Consider the following 17,560-nt stretch of genomic DNA (forward strand, 5'->3'; position numbering starts at 1 on the left):
TTATATAGGAAAACCGATTTCCTCACATTGTCTCTTCCTGCAACTGTCCACTTTTTACCAGCTTTTTATAGTATCGTTTGCTGTACCATTCTCGATCCGATATCTTTAAATAAGCCTTATACTCTTCTGGGTATTTGTGGATATAGTAGGCTTGAAAGATATGGACATTGATCATAAAGGAGATAAAATGAGCTCCAATGACAAACCAAACTGGCAAAAATAAGCCTAAAATATAGAAATACCACTGAAGAGGGACTTGATATAGCAGATGATAGACCAGCGACACTGGAAAGAGAACTGCCGCAGTTCCAGCGAGAATCCTGACTAGCTGCTTGAGGATTGACTTTTCCTCTTGATCATTTAGTCTGCGCTTGAGATTCTGAATACTATTGAGGATAATCCAGAAAAAGAGGGCTATGCCTACCCCAAGCTCAAGCCAGAAGCCCAGCCATGTATAAGCATCATAGGCCACTGCACTGGCAAAGTACAGTCCTGATATGAAAGCGCAAATGGACATGGCAAAGTAGAAGGGAAAGTAGGTCCAAAGCTGGCTAGTCAAACGTTTTTTGGGCCAAAAAACAAGCACCATTCCTAGATAGGATATCACATATACCGTCAGATTAAAGGGCTTTAGAAAGCTACTCATGTTATGAATCAGCAGTCCTGCTTCCAGAGAAATGACCTGAACATCACTATCTACACCTATCAACTCTGGTATCCCGATTAATAGGCCATAGATCAGAATCCCTGAAAAGCAAAATCCAAGAATAATCACTGTAAAGAGGCGGTTGATGATACCCATATGAATGGGATTGGGCATACCTGCTGTGAGGGCAAAATCCCCCTGGGTCACAATGCGCTTACTTCTTTCAAAGTCGGCGCCGAAAATACGGATGTCTTTCATTTTTCATCTCCAAATTTCATCTGGCAAAACGCCGTATATCCTTGATAATCTTCCATTTGAGGAGGTCATCACATAGCAACTATCGCAACAGCCACTCCTTGCTTCGTTAAAGATACAGCACTCACTTTCTGGGATTTGACTCTTCCCTAACACCTAGTTGCACGTTTCGCTCTCCTGTTCTTTCTTGAACAAGATTTTCCCTTGACTGTAGAGCTTCATAATCTTTACAAAGCGAACGGGATTGTTTTGGTTGTACAACAAAAAGAGCACGAAGAACATTAGACCAGCTCCCCAAAAATCATAGCCTCGTTCGATTGGTTGCCCAAATTTTTGAGTACAGTCGTAAAAAACATACAAAAAATAGATAACAAAGGCAAGTATGATGTAACGAGTGATTCGATAGATCGTAGCAGATGCCTCAGCTGGATCAAAGTGTTCGTCCCTTACCATCAAATTATGTGACACTGCATAATAAAATACCTTCTCCGTTGTTGGCTGAGCCTTGCGCACATTTTTATAAAGTCCTCGCTCAAGAATAGCGGTAAACAATAGAAACTCAGCCAGCCACAATAGTAAAACATAGCTCAAACTGGTCCAGTTATAGACACCAATATCCAAGGCTGAAAGGAGGCCATAGAGACCGGGTCCACCTGCCATCAGAAATATAACCATTTCAGGAATGTAATCATTGGTCTTATAAGCACCTTCCGTATTGAGTAAAACACTCTTTGGAGCAGCCAAGGCTTCCCCAGTCTTTTGGTCATAGTAAACCGCCTGACCATCGCATTCCCCGATAAAAACCCGACGACGTCTCAGAAAAAACATACTCTACCTCTTTCTATCTCATTCTTTCAAAAAAAGATCTTAGTCCTTCTGCACTTCCTTGATAACAAATTCTTCATCCGTCCCCATACTCACTTCCAGATAGACATCTGGATTGTCATCCGCTCGGCAGATGAGGCTCAGTTTTCTAGCATAAAAGCGGTCCAGGATATCAAATATTCTGGGTAAATTGTTTTGGTTATAAAGAACAAATGTCAAGCCTAATAAAAGTCCTGTTAGGATAATCTTGATAATCTCTCCTCCGATGGGAGTGCCCAACCTCTCTTGGTAATTCCAAATAAAATTATAGGCGTAGAAAAATCCAACCAAGGGAACTAGAGAGAGCAACGCTCTTATCCAGCGAGTAGCGTTGCGACTATCTTTTTCACTCATCTCCGCCTCAGCTTCCTTTGTTTCCTCTGACTTTTCCATAAGCGCCAGACAAATAGTTTGAGTAGTCAGTTGAGCCCTGTTGACATTTCGATACAAGGCGCGTTCGACAAGGATGGTGATGAAAGCAAACTGCCCTAGCCAAATGAGAAGAACACTCCAGAAGGTAGACATGGTATAGGTTCCTTGTATAAACAAGCGGAAGAAGGAAATCAACCCACTACCACTTGATAAGAAGAGAACTACCAATAAGGGGATATGGCGATTCATCCTACTAGACTTTTCTGTATCCAAGAGCTTGCTCTTTGGTGCCTCCAAAAGTTCGTGGGTTTTGCGATCATAATAAATCGCTTTATCATAGTATTGGTTAAAAAATATCCGACGTCTTCCTAAAAACATCTCTTTCTCTTTCTAGTTTCTTTCGGGAAAAGGCGCACATTTCTGACCTTCCCCTTTTGACTTGCATGAAATCAGTCTCTTATCCCATAGATAAACTGTCCTACTAGTATACCATAAACCCTATGGACTAGCGTTTGGAAAACAATAAAAGACCACCTCGAGGGGGGCCGTTTATCAGTTCAAACTATTTTACATTATGTTCCTGCTGGAAGGCTTCCATAGCTTTGAACTGTTCTAGTTCTTTTTCATTAGCCGGCTGCTTGCCAAGGTATTTGTATTCAAAAAAATCCATTTGTTGGCCTGAGGTAAACCCACTCTCGAACCAAGGTGCGTAGTCAAATGTAGCAGTCAATTTTGTACCAATAATCTTTATAACACATGTTGTCCATAAAGCCTGCTCTTCATTTTTAAAGATTTCCCTCAATTCCCAAGCTAATTTGAAGGTGCGTCTTTCATTTTCTCTAAATTCTGAATTAGGCAACTTATACTTCTTGGGAATAAAAAGATTATAAATATAGTCACTTTTTCCTTCTTCGTTGAAGAAATAGTAGACTTCTCCACCATCAAAAGTCAGGGTAATATTAATAAAAAGATTTTCCCAAGCTACAGGTATAGTCTTATGGACACTCTGAGCAATTTCCATCACTTTCTCATTAATCTGTTTTTCCATATGTTCCTCCGGTTTGGTTTATACATTTCAGGACAAGCATGGGACCTAGACTTCCTAATCTTCCTTGAGTTTTTCTTTACAGTAATCAACGATATATTCATTAATCCATTTACCCTTATTTTGGAATTTTCCGTGTTTACGCTTTGCGATCAAGCCTTCAGCCTTTTGGAGTGCCTCTGCATACTGCTCCTGGTGGATCATTAATAGCATTCCTATTAAATCATAACCTACAAGACTAGGTCCGTTCTTGACCGTATAGGCATAGAAATCTTCAAAAGTTGGGAAGCTATTTATAAGTTTTACAACTTCTTCATGCACTTCTGAGAGCACTTCGAAAACCTTGGTTTCAACCTTTTCTAAGTCAAGGTCCTCCATCGTCCAGTCTTCTTTGACCATCCTATATGGTAATGATAAACTATCGACTGTGAAAGCTCCAACAGCTCGAAGGCTCATGGGTTCTTGCGAATTGCTCGCCATATCAAAAACTTCCCAAAAGATATCATCAAGAATATATGGCTTGATATAAGGGTCAATTGTCAAACGAAACTCATTATCTGGGAAATTAATATTAATCCTATACGAAACCAAATAGTCTCCCACTTTGTTGAAATAGGCCCAATCTCGAGACTTTAATTGTAATTTTTTTGCTGCATTGCGCTGAACTTTTTTCAATTCTTTTTTTAGTTGTTTATCTATTTTTGAAAATTTCACCATTGAATTTCCTCACTAATCTGATTTTATTCCTCTTATTCAAGCAAACTATTTTACATTATGTTCCTGCTGGAAGGCTTCCATGGCCTTGAACTGTTCTAGTTCTTTTTCATTTCTTGGTTCAAATCCTAGAAATTGATATCTGAAAAAGTTCATACGAGCAGTTGGTCCAAAATTACTTTTCAACCATGGAGCGTAATCATATTCTACTGAAAGCTTGTTATTTTCATCTAAATGGATGATACAAATATACCAATCTGCCAAGTCATTTTCAATAAACACTCTTTTCAGATCTTCTGCTTTATCAAATAATATATCACTTTGGTTAAATACTTCATCCTGCGATAACCCAAAATCTCTGGGAAGGTATAAATTATAATGATATTCACCTTCATACTTAAAATAAAAATATGCACTTCCACTATAGGTCTTATCCATCTCGATTACAATATACAAATCATCCCACTCAACTGGAATCATATCATTGGCTTGATGCACAATTTCGATAATTTTTTCATTCATTTGTTTTTCCATTTTATCCTCCGGTTAGATGTATTTTCCCCGTCTCTAGTATCCTTTATCTGTGAATGGTGCCTCGTTCTTACTGATAGGTTACCATCATAAAAACGAGGAGCAAGACAAACAAGGCGAAACTGAGCAAAAGAGTTATAATTTTCACCAATCGGTTGTTCTGCCAGTAGCCTGGTTTTCCGATATTGCTGGTTGCATCCATGGAAAAGAGTTGGCTTTGGCGAGGTTGGATGAGAACTAGGACAATTAAGGCGACAGCTAGGATCATTCCTACAATCATCAAAACTTCCATCAATTTCACCTCAGAATTCCTAATAATGTAAAGATCAGGGTAAGAAGGATGAGCAAGCCGAGTAAAATGGAGAAGGTTTTACTGATCTTTTCTCCTCGGGTAGGCTTTTCTTTCTTAAGCGCTCCTTGCTTTAACTCTTCCATGCGTCCTTCGACATCCTTGTAAAATAAATCTTTTTTAGTCATGTCCTTCCCCTATTATCCTTTCCATCCTCTCTTGGTAAGTAGCCAAGTCCACATAGTTGGCATGGCGGCCTTGATGTCCAAGGGCTCGGCCCATCTTGTCAAGACTGCTGAGAGCTTCTTGAATCTTCGCAATCATGTCTCCAACAGCCTGCACATCAAAGAGGTGTTCTGGAGCTGTGTAAGGTCTGTTATGAGCTGTCTGGTTAAAGGCTAGGATGAGCACATTGTGCTCGAAGGCTTGACGGACAGCATCCAAAAGCTCGTTTCCGTAATTGATATCCAAATAGAGAGCCGACAGCTGGTAGAGTTCTCGAATCTTTTGCGGACTGGCGTTTTGGTAGAGAACGACATTGGGATAGGAAAGCAAGGTCAGCAACTTGGACGACATTTCAGTCACTGCCGCGATTCGGAAGGTCACTCTTGGCAAGGACTCAATCAGAGTTTCGATATGTTCGATCTGATCTGAGTTGGTAACAATCAAGGCATCTGGTCGGACGAAGTTTTCTCTTTTGAACTGATAATGATAACCTAGATGGACAAACTTGTCATGATAGGCTGGATTGGCCAAGGCCAAGGCCTTTTCATAGGTAGCCTTGTCTGGTATGAGGATCTGCTTGGCTCTCAACTCCCCTTGCTCCAAGAGCAGCTGCATATTCCCAGGAAGACAATCATCTAGCGGTTCTTGCCAGACCAAGATGTCCTGTCCGCTCTTGTCTGGATAATGGTATGAGACCAAGAAAGAGGTGGCTAGAGTGTTAAAGAGAAGGTGGCGAGTGTCGATTCCCAAGTCTTGCAAAAAGAAGATCGTGAATTGTACTCGATTTTTAAAATGGCGTAGACCTTGTCCAGGCAAGGTTAGGAGGATATCGCCTGTCACATGGTTTTCTAGTATAATTTCCTGTCCCTTTGCATCCTGATACTTGGTCAGGATAGTCTGCCCATCTGCACTATAGGTGGTCTTAGCAAAGCAGACTCCGTATTGGTTATAGTGGTCTGCTTGGTAGATGCGACCGGATAGGTCCTTCCAGTCGACTTGCTTGACCAGACGAGCCTGAGGAGCATCCACATAGTGAATCACACCCCTCTCCCGAGAATCCTCTAGGATATGCGCCGACTGATTATTTCCCGCAATCTCCCAAAACTCAGGTACGGCTACTTGGTTGAAAAAAAGAGCTTTTCCTGACTTGTAATCTAGATAGTAGGTAAAGGGAGAAAGAATCCCATCTGGGAGAAAGCCATCTGGCTCGATCACAACTATGGCATGGGACAGACCAGCAGCTTCTAAACTTTCGTGCAAATCGCGGCTTTCCTGGCCATATCGATCAAATAGTTGAATCATGCAGGACCTCCTCTATCGTTTTCTTCCACTTGTCCCTCACCTGATTTGTTAAAAATCCTCTAGCTAGGTCATAAGATGCTGTTCGCATATCTGGCAAATGATTTTCCTGATAAAGCTGGCAGATCTTTTCTGCAAAGGCCCTTTTAATTTCCATTTCAACATGGTCGTCTGAACTTGGAATCAAGTAGCCATTTTGACCGTCCTGGATAAAGGTTTGGTTGCCATAAGGCACATCAAAACCAATCAAAGGCAATCCTGAACCCACTGCCTCCATCAAGGTCAGACCAAACCCTTCGCTAGTTGAAGCCGTCAAATAGACTTCATACTGGGGATAGATCTGAGATAGGTCTGCATGTCCCTTGAGCTGGATGTAGTTCTCCGCTTGGTGAGCCGTGATGATTTCCCTTAAAAGGGATTCCTCACCCCCACTGCCATAAATATCAAAGGTAAGCTCTGGAAGGACTTGATGCGCTTGGATAACCGCCTTGACTAGCCAGTCGATGTGTTTTTCCTTGGCCAGACGCGAAGCGGTAATGAGAGAAAAGGGTTTGCGTTCCCTAGCAGGCTCGGTCAGCTGATCTATGCTCCCAACTGGAATCGTGACGATTCGTGGACGATGCTGACTGTATTGGGCAAATTGACCTTCGAGAACTTCCTTCTGCCGATCCGTGGATACGATAAAACAATCGACCTTGTCCGCGTTTGTAAATTGATACTCATAGTAGTTGTTCCAAAGGAGATAGTCTTCGTTGCTAGCATTCTCACTATAGTGCTCTGCATGAACGACAACTGCTAGATGGGCCTTTTGTACTTCTTCAAAAACAGCCTGACCAATCCCTGTCTCCCTATCCAAGATGACCAAATCAGACTTGCTCAAGTTCAAACTTTGCATAAAATAGCGCATAAGGGCTGGCTTTCCGTACAGAATCCGGTCTTTAAATCGATAGACCTCTTCCTGTCCTTCAGTCAGCAAGATATCGTAAGCAGTGCTGCCATCTTCATTGAAAAAGCTTCGTTGATAAAGCCTAGCCACTTGGTCTTTGGGCGCGAAATATTCTGTACAGTAACGCGTGTAGGAGAAATAATCCTTGCGAATCAAGTTACCACCAAACACATACTCTGCATGCTGTACTAGATTCTTAGCCGAGTCTACCAAGTAGCAGGTCACAAACTTGTCCTCGTCTGAAAAGTAGACGCGCAAGACTTTGCCATCTTGCTCCCTATGACTCTCTAGGCCACCAAAAGAGGCCAAGACCTCATCAACTGTAACACTGGTCGGTGCTAGCTTGATATCTGTAAAATGATTGTAAAGCCAGATTACCTGATCATCCGCAAAGCCGATATTGGCCGTTAAATGCTGGATATTGTCTGCTAAAATCAAGTCGGTAAAGATAAACTTAGATGCTAGGTCTAAACTTCTAAAAATCCCTGCTCGGTAGGCCTGGGCATATTCGACACCACTACTCGCCCAACCGATTCCTAGATTTATATTGTAAATTGTCATATGATCCTCTTTTTATGGAAAATGGGTGAGAATCTCACCTTTGGGCGTTACTTCCACAATCCCCATGAGAAGATTGCGTACCATATCTGTACGGATTTGTTGCTTCATGGTTTCAAAGCCTGCATAGGCCTCCTGATAGTACTCTACGATAGGGTTCTTTTGAGAAGCAGACTGGCTCCCGATTGCTAGACTGAGCTGTTGGAGATAGTCGACTTGCTCAACCCAGTTGTCATCAATAGCCTTGAGCATAGATATTCTCAGAAAAGAATCATAGAGCTGGTGAGGTTGGAGGACTTCCTTTTTAGCTGCGATTTCCTTAGCTATTATTTTCTCTAGTAACTCCCGAATCTGATCTGCATCAGCTAAATCCAAATCAGCAGGTAATTCTCTCATCCCAAAGCTAATATTGGTCACGATAAAGTGAAAGAGTTCTTGGGGGCTGCTATAGGCTTTTTCTGAGATTTGTTTGGTATAGTCTGCCAGTATATCCTCAAGTATATGCCCTAAATCACGGCTCCCATCTAGCAAGCAATCTCTTTCTTTGTAGACTATTTGGCGCTGAATATTGACGCTTTCCGCATACTCTAAGGTTTGTCTGCGTGCAGAGCGACTGGCACTATCACTAGCCTCTTGGGCTTTTCTGACGAGATTGCGGTACTTGCGAGCCTTAAGTAGGATAGGTTTGCTACTATCTTCCACTTGGTAGTCTTGATAGAGGTCGTGAACCCAAGACGGTCCGAACTTTTTGATCACATCATCTTCAAGCGATACGAAAAATTGAGACATGCCTGGATCGCCCTGGCGGCCGGAACGACCTCTGATTTGCAGGTCAATCCGTCGGCTCTCCATCCGCTCGGTACCAATCACAATCAAACCGCCCAATTCTGCGACTCCTGGACCGAGTTTGATATCTGTCCCTCGACCTGCCATAGAAGTCGCAACTGTCACTGCCCCCATCTGTCCAGACTCTGCAATGATCTGGGCTTCACGCGCCGCATGATTGGCATTGAGGACATTGTGGGAAATCCCTTCTCGCAAGAGCAAGGACGAATAAAGCTGGGACATTTCAACAGAACCGACAAAGATAAGGAGTGGATTGCCTTTGGCGTGATAGGTCTTGATTGCTTCCAAAGAAGCATACACTTTCTCAGGTAGGGTCACATAGAGATTGTCCGGATGGTCCATTCGCCTAAGTGGGCGATTGGTCGGAATGCGAATGACAGACATGTTATAGGTTTCGAAAAATTCTTTCTCTGCCACCTTTCCCGTTCCTGTCATACCTGAGATTTTGCGAAACATTTTAAAGAGACTCTGGTAGGTGATCGAAGCCATGGCTCTGGTTTCAGGAGAAAGCTTCACATGTTCCTTGGCTTCGATGGCTTGGTGGAGACCTCCTTGAAGCTTGGTCATTTCCATCAAACGTCCTGTGCTCTTATCCAACAAAACCATCTCTTGCCCTCGAACCAGATAATCCTTGTCCTTGGTATAGAGCGTGTGGGCTCTGAGAGCATAGACTAGATGCCGAACATAACTGGCGTACTCTTCCTTGTAGAGATGGTCGATTCCTAGGAATCCTTCGACCGTCTGGGCCCCCTTTCGGGTCAACCAAACCTGATCTTTTTCTTCCTTGTAGATGTAGTCTTCTCCCTCAACCAAGGTCGTCACTAGGGTATCAATCATCCCATAATAGTTAGACTGGACACGGGGAGAACCTGCGATAATCAAGGGAGTTTGGGCACTATCGAGTAGAATGTCATCGATTTCATCAATGATGACATAGTTAAAGGGAGGCAGGAACTTTCCTTCACTAGTGGAGGCAAGATTGTCATTGAGATAGTCAAATCCCAGGACACTATTGGTCGTGTAGACGATGTCCGAGGTGTAGATCTTTCTTTTCTCTTCGGCAGTCAAGTCCTCCTTTGGATTATCTGAAGAGGGTAGACCGACAGTTAGACCTAAAAATTGGTAGACCGGACCCATTTCACTTGCATCCCGTCTAGCCAGATAGTCATTGGTCGTGACCAGCATGCTGCCTTTTCCCGTTAGGGCATTGAGGTAGAGGGGCATGGTTGCAGTCAAGGTCTTGCCTTCACCCGTATTCATCTCAGCCACATTTCCTTGGTGGATCACGATGGCTCCCATGACTTGCACATCATAGGGAAAGAGACCCAAGACCCGTTTATCCGCCTCTCGAACAAGGGCATAGACTTCCACCAATAGCTCATCCAAGGTTTCTCCCTTGGCAAGACGCTGGCGAAACTCCTCTGTCTTTGCAGCCATTTCCTCATCACTGAGAGCCGCCATCTCTTCTTTGAGGGCGTTGATTTGGCTTACAAGCTTCTTGACCTTTCTCAGTTGTCTTTCCTGATACAAATGATTAAACACCAGCATCCTCCTCAATAGAAAACGAAACAAAGTCAAGAGCCTCAAAACCTGCACTAATCAAGGAAAGGCGATAGGTGTAGGCCGTTTCAGGATAGGTGAAGCTAAAGGAAAATTGCCTTTCAATCTTCTCCTCGATGATTTCCTCATAACGGTTTAAAAAGGTCAGTTTGAGATAGAGGCCTTTGACCGGTTGAACCTGCATCTTCATAGATAGACGGTAGGTATGATTTTTCTTAAGAAGAGGGAGGCTGGGCTGACTTCTAGTAGCCTGGTAATTGACACTAGAAAACCAGGTTTTAAGGGTTTCACCTGAAGCCAGCAAAGGATTTTTCAGGGTAACATGACCATCTGCATGATAGGTGATCTGGCTACCGTAAAGATAAGTAGCTCCCATCTCGCCCCACCTAATATCCTCTCTCTTGATGATAATCATGTCTCACCTCTTCCGTATTCTTCTAATATCATCTTGTAAAAATGAATAAACCAGGCAACGTTTGTTCCTGTGTCATCATTGTGTCGACCTGCTGTCCCTTTCGACAAGATCTTGGCACCTGTCTGGCAAAGAGTCTCCACTAGTTGGTCATAGGCAGCACTATCCATATCCTCGTCCTTCATGTAAGAAAGACCAAAGGTCGTCTGGGAAAAATCAGCTTGTTTAAATCGGGTCCAAAAACGTTGATCCAATTCCTTCATGTCTTTTGGGCTCACTCCTCCTGTCTGAAGGTGCAAGACATCAAAGCTGGTCGGGAAAACTCCTGGCGCTTCTAGTCGGCCCCTCTGTGCGATGATCCCTAGATTTGTCAGAGGTTTCCCTACTACGATTCCCTTGGGCTCAAAGTGAGAGCCATAATAGAGGGCCGGGAAGGTTCCCATTGACAAGCCAGATAGGATCAAGTCACTTCTATCCAAACCTAGATAGTCTAGATAGTGTTGGATGGTTGCTTGAACCTTATCTTCCAATTCCTCACTTCCTAGGTAAAAGGCTCCTCCTTCTAATCGGGGATCCGAAAAAAGGAGAAAGGGGCATCGGAGATTCTTCATCATCCAGTAACCCTCAAAGCCTTCCGCCGGACGGTAACCTGAGAAATAGACTGCTAGAGGTGGCTTGAAATCTCCTGGGTGAAAGAAATAGTTGATTTCCTCACGTTTTTTGTCATGCAGGATATTGCCTCCGAGAACAAACTTTCCAAACTGTTTCCGGCTCCAGCGTTGGTGGAGATTGCCGATGTTGACCTTTCCCTGGCCACGCGCTTCAAGAGAAATGCTCAGATAAGCGTCATAGTCTTGTTCCACAATGATTGCTTGGGCAAAGTCTGCTTCCTTGAGGAGAATGTCCTGTCTAATCTCTGAAATGGATCCTGCTGGGATCTTTCTCAAACGCAGGCGCAAGTCCACTGGCCCACTCTTTTCATATTCGAGCCAGAGTTCGATTGGCGAATGGGCTTGGACGGTCTGATTATAGGCCCAAGAGGCTAGTTGGGTATAGTTCTTGCCAAAATCACCTTCTAATTCCAGATGCTCAAATCCTTGATAGGAGACAGGGCCTTGGAAACTCGGGTGAATCCTTATCGTAGCTGGACTCAGCTTATCTCCATAACCACCTTCAAAGAGGGAGGTGGAGAGGTCTCGAACAAAGCCCTGTCTGTCTGACAGGTCCATCGCTTGCATGCAGTGCTGTTTGATGAGGTTCTGAATGTTTTGTTCCTGACTTACAAACTGTTCTGGATAGAAAACCGTATAGGGTTCCAAGCTAGATGTAAAAGGCAACAAATCTACTAAATAAGCTCCATCCGTGAGAATGACAGCATGAAAGTGCTCTAGGTCATTCTCATCCATGATTTTCTGGATGTCAGACGATGTGTTGGGAGGAACATGATACCAGTCTAGTTGGGCTGGTAGGGCAAGCGTATCTTGCCAATCCTCTAGACCGATTTGCAAGATCTTATATTTCTTTTCCATACTTCACCTCTTCCAACCACTTCTCTAGTTTAATCAGAAATTGCTCCCCAGTGTGTTCCTTTATCTTTTCAATAGAATGGATCAGAGCATCATTCCACACCTGCAGGCTGTCGAGATAGTAATGAGCAGCTTGCGCAAAATCCGCAATATTTTCCAACAGATAGCCATTCTTCTGATGGCTGACATACTCTGTTTTGACCCTGTTGATTTGAGGGATACCAGCACTGATGCCTGCTATCTGGGTATAGAGGAGAGGCTGCCTGTTCAGATCGACAATCAGACGAACAAATTCCAGCTGCTTGATTAACTCCGATTCATCCTTCATATTGACAAACGAATAGCGCTTGCTCTGATGGCGATTGTCTTCAAGTGGATTTTCAGCTCCTTGGTAATCAACTTCCTTCTCTAGCTCCTGACTTTGAAACTGGTCTGCAATCATCTCTGCAACTCGTGTTTCCAGCTGCTTCATTTCTTCTTGACTAGCAGCAAAGGCCCCAAAGACCAGCTCTGTATCCTTATTTTCAGAAAGGAAATGCAAGACCTGATAGAGAGCTTGGTCCTCTATCCCCTGCTCAAAGTCCAGTTGATAGTAGAGGAGCGACTCCTTCCGAGTCTGACTCTTTCCCAGTTCCAAGCGGGTATCAAAAGGCGATAAATGACGAAACTTCGTTGCTTGGTCTGGAAAGGCAGATTGAGCCAAGCGCAGGGTGTCCTCCCTGTCGACCAGAACAAGGTCCACCTTAGGCAATAAATTCGCCAACTGAGGTAGTTGCTCTTGGGGATTTCGTCCGATAAAAAGGCTGAGAACCTTGGTGCTTTGGTGAGGCAATCGTTCTAAAAGGAAAGTATTATGCTGATCACATGCAGGTAGAAAATAAGTCGCTCCTTCCTCAGGGAGTTCAGCTATTTTCTTGTCAAAAAACTCCGCAATCAATTCGCCCATATCTCTGTAAGCCTCTTTTTGGAAACGAAAAGCAAAGATAGGATTGACCTCGATACGCCCCCCATCTTGCAAGTACTCTCTAAACTGCCACAATCCCTTGGGATTGAGGTAATCTTGGTAAATAGCCTGGCCCTCTTCGTAGTAAATCACACTGGAAACCAGCCCCCGATCATCCATCAGGTAGTTGGCAGACAAGAGCCCATCTTCCTTGAAATACTGAACCGTACTGATAAAACCTTCTATCCCATGCTCCACCTGAGCATAGGGCTTTCCATTTCTCAAAACTAAAATGGTAAAGGGACTGTAAACAAACTCGCAGTCCTCTTCCCACTCAATATCTCTGACCTGCAAGACCTGTGGTCGAATCTCGTGAAAATCCTGCAATTCATCAAATAAGGAATAAACCGGTGCTTCTAAAATACCTTGTCGATGGAGAAAATAGCGCAGATGCGGCTGATAGGACAGGAGGAGGACCTGTGCAGGAATCCCTTGGCGATTCATCAGGCGAATCTGATTGAAGGTATCATCAAATTCTAGCTTAAAATGAGAAAAATACCAGGGTGTCAAATCAGCATGCCAGGGACGTTCCTTGCCATACCAAGCCGGGATAATGTAATACATCAAAACCTCCTAGAATAGTGGCTGATACCTTTCATTTAGTCTGAGCGCCTGCAATTCGTCGTGAATCGTAAAGAGCATACCACTCAAAATTAAAAAGAGTCCGGGAATCATACTAACTTTTAACAAACTCTCATCCTGCAAGACAAACAAGATCGGAACTCCAGCCAAGGTAACGTTAAAGACTGCACCTATTAGAGCAAATCGGAGAACCAAGCGATTGATAAAGCGACTGGTATCCTCACCAGGATAGACTCCGTAAATGTAATCTCCTGATTGTTTCATCTGATCTGCGATCTGTTGACCACTAACATTGACAAAAGCAAAGGCAATGCTAAAGACAAAGAGGATAAGGATATAAGCATAGATCCACAAGGGTTTCCCCATCGCATACTGCTCTAGCATAGCAGAGTAGAGAGGATTGCCCTTATCCAGATGTTGAAGTAAGAGCAAGAGATAAGAAGGCAAGCCCATAAGACTCATAACATACATATAAGGCATACCACCTGCAGGATTGAGCATGATCTCCAAATACGAATAGCGTTTAAATCGAGAATGGAGGCCGATTTTATTGATAGGGATGCGGTATCGCGCTCTGTAAAAGAGAACGACAAGATAGGTAAAGAGGACGCCAAGCACTAGCAATAGAAAGAGCAGCCCAAGGGAGATCTTATGAACTTGGATCGATTGGATGATATCCTGAGGGAGAGAAGCCACCATACTGGCAAGAAGAATGACGACAGGGCCTCCAACTCCGATTGTCGCATTGATATCCGACAACCAAACCAAGAAAAAGGTCCCTGCAACCAAGAGACTAGTATTGAGGAGAAAGACCAAGAAAGGATTGTAGGGAGCTTGAACAGGAAGGTTTGTAGTCAAGGCCAAGGCCTGAATCAAGGCAATCCCTAGCGTCAAGTACATTTTTCGCCTATCCTGGACTTCTGAAGAAACTGAATTTAAGCCCAGCTTCTTCGAAAAGGAAAACATCTGCCACAAGATCATAGCTGACATCCAGGGGGAAAGTCCGATTGAAAAGAGAGAGAGGCTACGAAGATTTCCACCAGTCAGGGCTACTGAAAAATCCAGATAGGCTGCGCTTCCTCCGAGAAAATTCCGACTATTGAGGTCAACAAAGGGAAGAGCGATACGACTTCCGAGCACATAAATAAAGAGCAAAAACAGGGTGCACATCCCTTTTTTTACTGCTATCGATGAACGAAATTTTGTCACTAGCTCCTCCTTTTCATTTTATCTTTCTGTCCTGCCACACGAGGCCCATCCAGCCTTTTTATCTTAGCACATTCAAATCTCTATCTCAGTTTTCGTGAGTTTTATCATCCAGATAAGCCTTCAAAGTAGCCACCATTTCTTCTGGTCTTTCTGCTGAGAAAATACCTGCATAGGCACTTTCGGGTAGTTCCTGGGACTGGGTATTGTCAAAAGTCAAGATCGGTTTCTCAAAGTGTGAAATATAGTCATAAACAACACTCAACTTGTCATCGTGGTTAATATCGAGGTAGACATCTGTCTGCTGGATCACTTTCTCGACCAAGAGGGGGAAGGTGTTGGGATAGAGGGTCACATTTTCAAAACGTGACAAGAGCATAAGTTCCGGTGCCATCGTCGTATAGGCTGCTATGTAGAAATGCACCTCTGGCAAAGCTTGAACCAGATAGTCAATTTTCTCAAGATGCCAGGAATTGGTCAAATTAACACAAGTCATAACTGGCTGATAGACTGTGACTGGATAGTCAATTCCTGCCTGACGCCATTTTTCAGTAATGGCAGACCACTCCATCAGATGATAGTGCCACCAAACCTCACGCAAACGCCCAACCGAATGAGTATTCCAAGGTTTGTCCTGAGAGAGGAAATGCAAAATGGCTGGCAGGGGCTCTAGGGGAATCTGGAAGATAAATTCATGTCCATGTGAGGCAGCCCCACTGTCAAAGCCAATCTGAAAATTATAGTTCTGGTCCAGAGAAGTATAGCTGTCATGAAAGAGCATATTGAGGATAGACTGGTCCCCTTCACTGACATGTTGGTGTTCCCGCTCCGTCAGCTCAACTAGCTCTTGTCTCACAGCTTCTGCTCGCCATTTTTTGTTGTTTATCAAGAGAACCCCTGCATTAAAACCAACCCCAACTCCAAAACAAGATGGTGCAGCAGCTAGATAGTTTTCGCCTAAGTCCATTTCAAAGAGAGCCGTCAGATCAGCCGTCACTACCAGATCACTGTCCAAGTAAAGAACCTTGTCCTCTGCAACAAAATCAGGGATAAAGTAACGAGCAAAGGTCATGTGATTGATATGGGGCAGTTTGTTGCTCCAGTTCATCTGAAACTGGGCGCCAAGCATCTTGACATCCACTAACTCACCGCCCATTTGCTCTACTATCGGTCTGAGAGCGCGGAACCACTCCTGAGGAATATCCTGGTTAAAGATATAGACCTTGACATGGCTATTATGATAGCAGAGAGACTTAAGCGCTGTTTCAATCTGACGAATATAGGCATAATCTCCTGCGAGAACAATTGTTTTTTTCATTTAGTTTCCTTCAGTTTACAACGACTGCTTCTTTGATTCCAAAAGCGTACGGATAGACTCGATCATTTGACCTACGGCTGCTGGTGAGTAGACATGACTGTAACCACTCGAGTCATGACTAGTGGTCTCAAAAGCAAATATAGGGATTTCTCTTTGCTGCACCTCTTGGATAATGTTTGCAATTTCATCCTCATGATTGATATCCAAGTAAAAGTCAATCTTTTCCAAGACCTTTTTGACATTCATGGGATTAAAGTAAGGATAGAGGCGTACGTTCAGATGCGATTGCAAATTCATAATCTCCGGCGCAAAGTTGGTATGAGCTAGGATAGAGAACTCTACATCGGGCAGTTCTTGGATTAGGTGTTCGATTCTCTCTATGTGACACGTATTGGTAAAAATAGCGGTCGCATACTGGGGAGCTTGAACTAAAGATGCCAATCCTTTATGGAAATCACATTTTTTCATGACGATATCAGACCACTCTAGTCCGTAGTAAAACCACCAGTCCTCCCTAAAACGATTGAGGTTGATTTGGTACCAAGGCTTGTCCCCTGTATAATGGATAATCTTGGCTGTCTTCTCAGTAGCAAGAGAATCCCTATACCAAGAATCCATCTGGTAATTCCGAGCCACTGTATCCATACCAACCATAAAATTATAGGTAGCTGGCAGCGGTTTCCAACGACCTTCAAAAAGGTGATTTAACACGCCCTGATCGCCAAAAACTTGGTCATGCAGTTGGTCTGTCAAACTCAGCAAGTGCTCCGTCACCTTTTCTTGACGCCAGAGAACCACATTAATTAGCAAGACACCTGCATTAAAAGTGCTAGGAACTAGAGCATCTTCTACAGCAGCTACTGGCCAGTCTGCCATGTCTTCTAAAAAGAGTTGATCTAAGTTTGATCTAACGATGATATCCGAATCCAGGTACAAGGCTAGGTCTTCACTAACATACTGAGGAATAAAATAGCGAAAGAAAGTTGCATAACTTAGGTGGGCTAGTGGCAAATTATACCCTTTCAAACCTTGATGACTAATCTTGACATTGACGATTTTTGAGGCTAGAGGCTCTAGACGTCTCTCCATGAGCTGAAACCATTCTGATGGCAAATCATCATTGAAAACATAAAAAGTCACTGCTCGGTTATGGGCGCAGATTGACTTGATTGTTGTTTCAATCTTGTCCATATAAGCATTATCACCACCGAGTACAATGGCTTTTTGAAGCTCTTTTTTCATTTCGTCCCCTTTTCTTTTCACATTCTTTTGGCTACTTTTCTACTACTATAGTTCTGATTTTTTCGATGATTATCTCACCTTCCTATTATACCTTTTCCCCTAGTTTATTTCAAACTCAAAA

At 43.5% G+C, this 17,560-nt stretch carries 17 protein-coding genes; all 17 read right to left on the reverse strand.

Translation table 11 applies throughout. The features are described from left to right. Nucleotides 1-22: 22 nt before the first annotated feature. The 17 genes from SOR_RS07655 to SOR_RS07735 all read right to left on the reverse strand — a co-directional run bounded on the left by SOR_RS07655 (nucleotide 23) and on the right by SOR_RS07735 (nucleotide 17,439). The gene (locus SOR_RS07655; RefSeq protein WP_000651966.1) at nucleotides 23-904 is read right to left on the reverse strand and encodes a hypothetical protein; all 882 of its coding nucleotides are present in this window, start codon (nucleotides 902-904) and stop codon (nucleotides 23-25) included. 153 nt (nucleotides 905-1,057) lie between these two features. Beyond that, complete coding sequence (locus SOR_RS07660) at nucleotides 1,058-1,729, reverse strand: hypothetical protein (RefSeq protein WP_000465779.1); 672 nt, start codon at nucleotides 1,727-1,729, stop codon at nucleotides 1,058-1,060. 39 nt (nucleotides 1,730-1,768) lie between these two features. Further along, nucleotides 1,769-2,515 carry a hypothetical protein gene (locus SOR_RS07665; protein ID WP_000478426.1) on the reverse strand — a complete coding sequence of 249 codons (747 nt, stop codon included), beginning with the start codon at nucleotides 2,513-2,515 and terminating at the stop codon, nucleotides 1,769-1,771. Nucleotides 2,516-2,699: 184 nt separating this feature from the next. Continuing rightward, the gene (locus SOR_RS07670; RefSeq protein ID WP_000414812.1) at nucleotides 2,700-3,185 is read right to left on the reverse strand and encodes an immunity protein YezG family protein; all 486 of its coding nucleotides are present in this window, start codon (nucleotides 3,183-3,185) and stop codon (nucleotides 2,700-2,702) included. 54 nt (nucleotides 3,186-3,239) lie between these two features. Then, nucleotides 3,240-3,899 carry a hypothetical protein gene (locus tag SOR_RS07675; RefSeq protein WP_000238257.1) on the reverse strand — a complete coding sequence of 220 codons (660 nt, stop codon included), beginning with the start codon at nucleotides 3,897-3,899 and terminating at the stop codon, nucleotides 3,240-3,242. A gap of 45 nt (nucleotides 3,900-3,944) precedes the next feature. After that, on the reverse strand, nucleotides 3,945-4,430 hold the full coding sequence (locus SOR_RS07680; RefSeq protein ID WP_000414879.1) for an immunity protein YezG family protein: 486 nt from the start codon (nucleotides 4,428-4,430) through the stop codon (nucleotides 3,945-3,947). 67 nt (nucleotides 4,431-4,497) lie between these two features. After that, entirely contained in the window at nucleotides 4,498-4,719 is a 222-nt protein-coding gene (gene asp5, locus SOR_RS07685; RefSeq protein ID WP_000453439.1) for an accessory Sec system protein Asp5, read from the reverse strand. 5 nt (nucleotides 4,720-4,724) lie between these two features. Further along, entirely contained in the window at nucleotides 4,725-4,904 is a 180-nt protein-coding gene (asp4, locus tag SOR_RS07690) for an accessory Sec system protein Asp4 (protein WP_000161925.1), read from the reverse strand. Beyond that, nucleotides 4,897-6,243: an accessory Sec system glycosylation chaperone GtfB gene (gtfB, locus tag SOR_RS07695; protein ID WP_000615315.1), complete on the reverse strand. Its 1,347-nt coding sequence runs from the start codon at nucleotides 6,241-6,243 to the stop codon at nucleotides 4,897-4,899. Before gtfB ends, asp4 begins: the two co-directional genes overlap by 8 nt. Further along, the gene (gene gtfA, locus SOR_RS07700) at nucleotides 6,227-7,747 is read right to left on the reverse strand and encodes an accessory Sec system glycosyltransferase GtfA (RefSeq protein WP_000158438.1); all 1,521 of its coding nucleotides are present in this window, start codon (nucleotides 7,745-7,747) and stop codon (nucleotides 6,227-6,229) included. Before gtfA ends, gtfB begins: the two co-directional genes overlap by 17 nt. 12 nt (nucleotides 7,748-7,759) lie before the next feature. After that, nucleotides 7,760-10,138, reverse strand: a complete 2,379-nt coding sequence (secA2, locus tag SOR_RS07705; protein WP_415918554.1) for an accessory Sec system translocase SecA2 — start codon at nucleotides 10,136-10,138, stop codon at nucleotides 7,760-7,762. After that, the gene (gene asp3 / locus SOR_RS07710; protein ID WP_000583893.1) at nucleotides 10,125-10,565 is read right to left on the reverse strand and encodes an accessory Sec system protein Asp3; all 441 of its coding nucleotides are present in this window, start codon (nucleotides 10,563-10,565) and stop codon (nucleotides 10,125-10,127) included. Before asp3 ends, secA2 begins: the two co-directional genes overlap by 14 nt. Then, nucleotides 10,562-12,091 (reverse strand): accessory Sec system protein Asp2, encoded by a 1,530-nt coding sequence (asp2, locus tag SOR_RS07715; RefSeq protein ID WP_000412869.1) that lies wholly within the window; start codon nucleotides 12,089-12,091, stop codon nucleotides 10,562-10,564. The genes asp3 and asp2 overlap by 4 nt, the downstream gene beginning before the upstream one ends. Beyond that, the gene (asp1, locus tag SOR_RS07720; protein WP_000291466.1) at nucleotides 12,075-13,655 is read right to left on the reverse strand and encodes an accessory Sec system protein Asp1; all 1,581 of its coding nucleotides are present in this window, start codon (nucleotides 13,653-13,655) and stop codon (nucleotides 12,075-12,077) included. Before asp1 ends, asp2 begins: the two co-directional genes overlap by 17 nt. Nucleotides 13,656-13,664: 9 nt before the next feature. Further along, nucleotides 13,665-14,882, reverse strand: coding sequence for an accessory Sec system protein translocase subunit SecY2 (gene secY2, locus SOR_RS07725; RefSeq protein ID WP_000160075.1), 1,218 nt, complete (start codon nucleotides 14,880-14,882; stop codon nucleotides 13,665-13,667). An 85-nt stretch (nucleotides 14,883-14,967) separates the two neighbouring features. Continuing rightward, nucleotides 14,968-16,197, reverse strand: coding sequence for a glycosyltransferase (locus SOR_RS07730; RefSeq protein ID WP_000751398.1), 1,230 nt, complete (start codon nucleotides 16,195-16,197; stop codon nucleotides 14,968-14,970). A gap of 15 nt (nucleotides 16,198-16,212) precedes the next feature. Then, nucleotides 16,213-17,439: a glycosyltransferase gene (locus tag SOR_RS07735; protein ID WP_000711917.1), complete on the reverse strand. Its 1,227-nt coding sequence runs from the start codon at nucleotides 17,437-17,439 to the stop codon at nucleotides 16,213-16,215. Between the last annotated feature and the right edge of the window lie 121 nt (nucleotides 17,440-17,560).

Origin of the sequence: Streptococcus oralis Uo5 (assembly GCF_000253155.1) — a bacterium.
GTDB lineage: Bacteria > Bacillota > Bacilli > Lactobacillales > Streptococcaceae > Streptococcus > Streptococcus oralis_L.

What these genes read in the sequence shown, in the direction of transcription:
- SOR_RS07655 (WP_000651966.1), bottom strand. Translation starts at nt 904, where the DNA reads ATGAAAGACATCCGTATTTTCGGCGCCGACTTTGAAAGAAGTAAGCGC.
- SOR_RS07660 (WP_000465779.1), bottom strand. Translation starts at nt 1,729, where the DNA reads ATGTTTTTTCTGAGACGTCGTCGGGTTTTTATCGGGGAATGCGATGGT.
- SOR_RS07665 (WP_000478426.1), bottom strand. Translation starts at nt 2,515, where the DNA reads ATGTTTTTAGGAAGACGTCGGATATTTTTTAACCAATACTATGATAAA.
- SOR_RS07670 (WP_000414812.1), bottom strand. Translation starts at nt 3,185, where the DNA reads ATGGAAAAACAGATTAATGAGAAAGTGATGGAAATTGCTCAGAGTGTC.
- SOR_RS07675 (WP_000238257.1), bottom strand. Translation starts at nt 3,899, where the DNA reads ATGGTGAAATTTTCAAAAATAGATAAACAACTAAAAAAAGAATTGAAA.
- SOR_RS07680 (WP_000414879.1), bottom strand. Translation starts at nt 4,430, where the DNA reads ATGGAAAAACAAATGAATGAAAAAATTATCGAAATTGTGCATCAAGCC.
- asp5 (WP_000453439.1), bottom strand. Translation starts at nt 4,719, where the DNA reads ATGGAAGTTTTGATGATTGTAGGAATGATCCTAGCTGTCGCCTTAATT.
- asp4 (WP_000161925.1), bottom strand. Translation starts at nt 4,904, where the DNA reads ATGACTAAAAAAGATTTATTTTACAAGGATGTCGAAGGACGCATGGAA.
- gtfB (WP_000615315.1), bottom strand. Translation starts at nt 6,243, where the DNA reads ATGATTCAACTATTTGATCGATATGGCCAGGAAAGCCGCGATTTGCAC.
- gtfA (WP_000158438.1), bottom strand. Translation starts at nt 7,747, where the DNA reads ATGACAATTTACAATATAAATCTAGGAATCGGTTGGGCGAGTAGTGGT.
- secA2 (WP_415918554.1), bottom strand. Translation starts at nt 10,138, where the DNA reads ATGCTGGTGTTTAATCATTTGTATCAGGAAAGACAACTGAGAAAGGTC.
- asp3 (WP_000583893.1), bottom strand. Translation starts at nt 10,565, where the DNA reads ATGATTATCATCAAGAGAGAGGATATTAGGTGGGGCGAGATGGGAGCT.
- asp2 (WP_000412869.1), bottom strand. Translation starts at nt 12,091, where the DNA reads ATGGAAAAGAAATATAAGATCTTGCAAATCGGTCTAGAGGATTGGCAA.
- asp1 (WP_000291466.1), bottom strand. Translation starts at nt 13,655, where the DNA reads ATGTATTACATTATCCCGGCTTGGTATGGCAAGGAACGTCCCTGGCAT.
- SOR_RS07730 (WP_000751398.1), bottom strand. Translation starts at nt 16,197, where the DNA reads ATGAAAAAAACAATTGTTCTCGCAGGAGATTATGCCTATATTCGTCAG.
- SOR_RS07735 (WP_000711917.1), bottom strand. Translation starts at nt 17,439, where the DNA reads ATGAAAAAAGAGCTTCAAAAAGCCATTGTACTCGGTGGTGATAATGCT.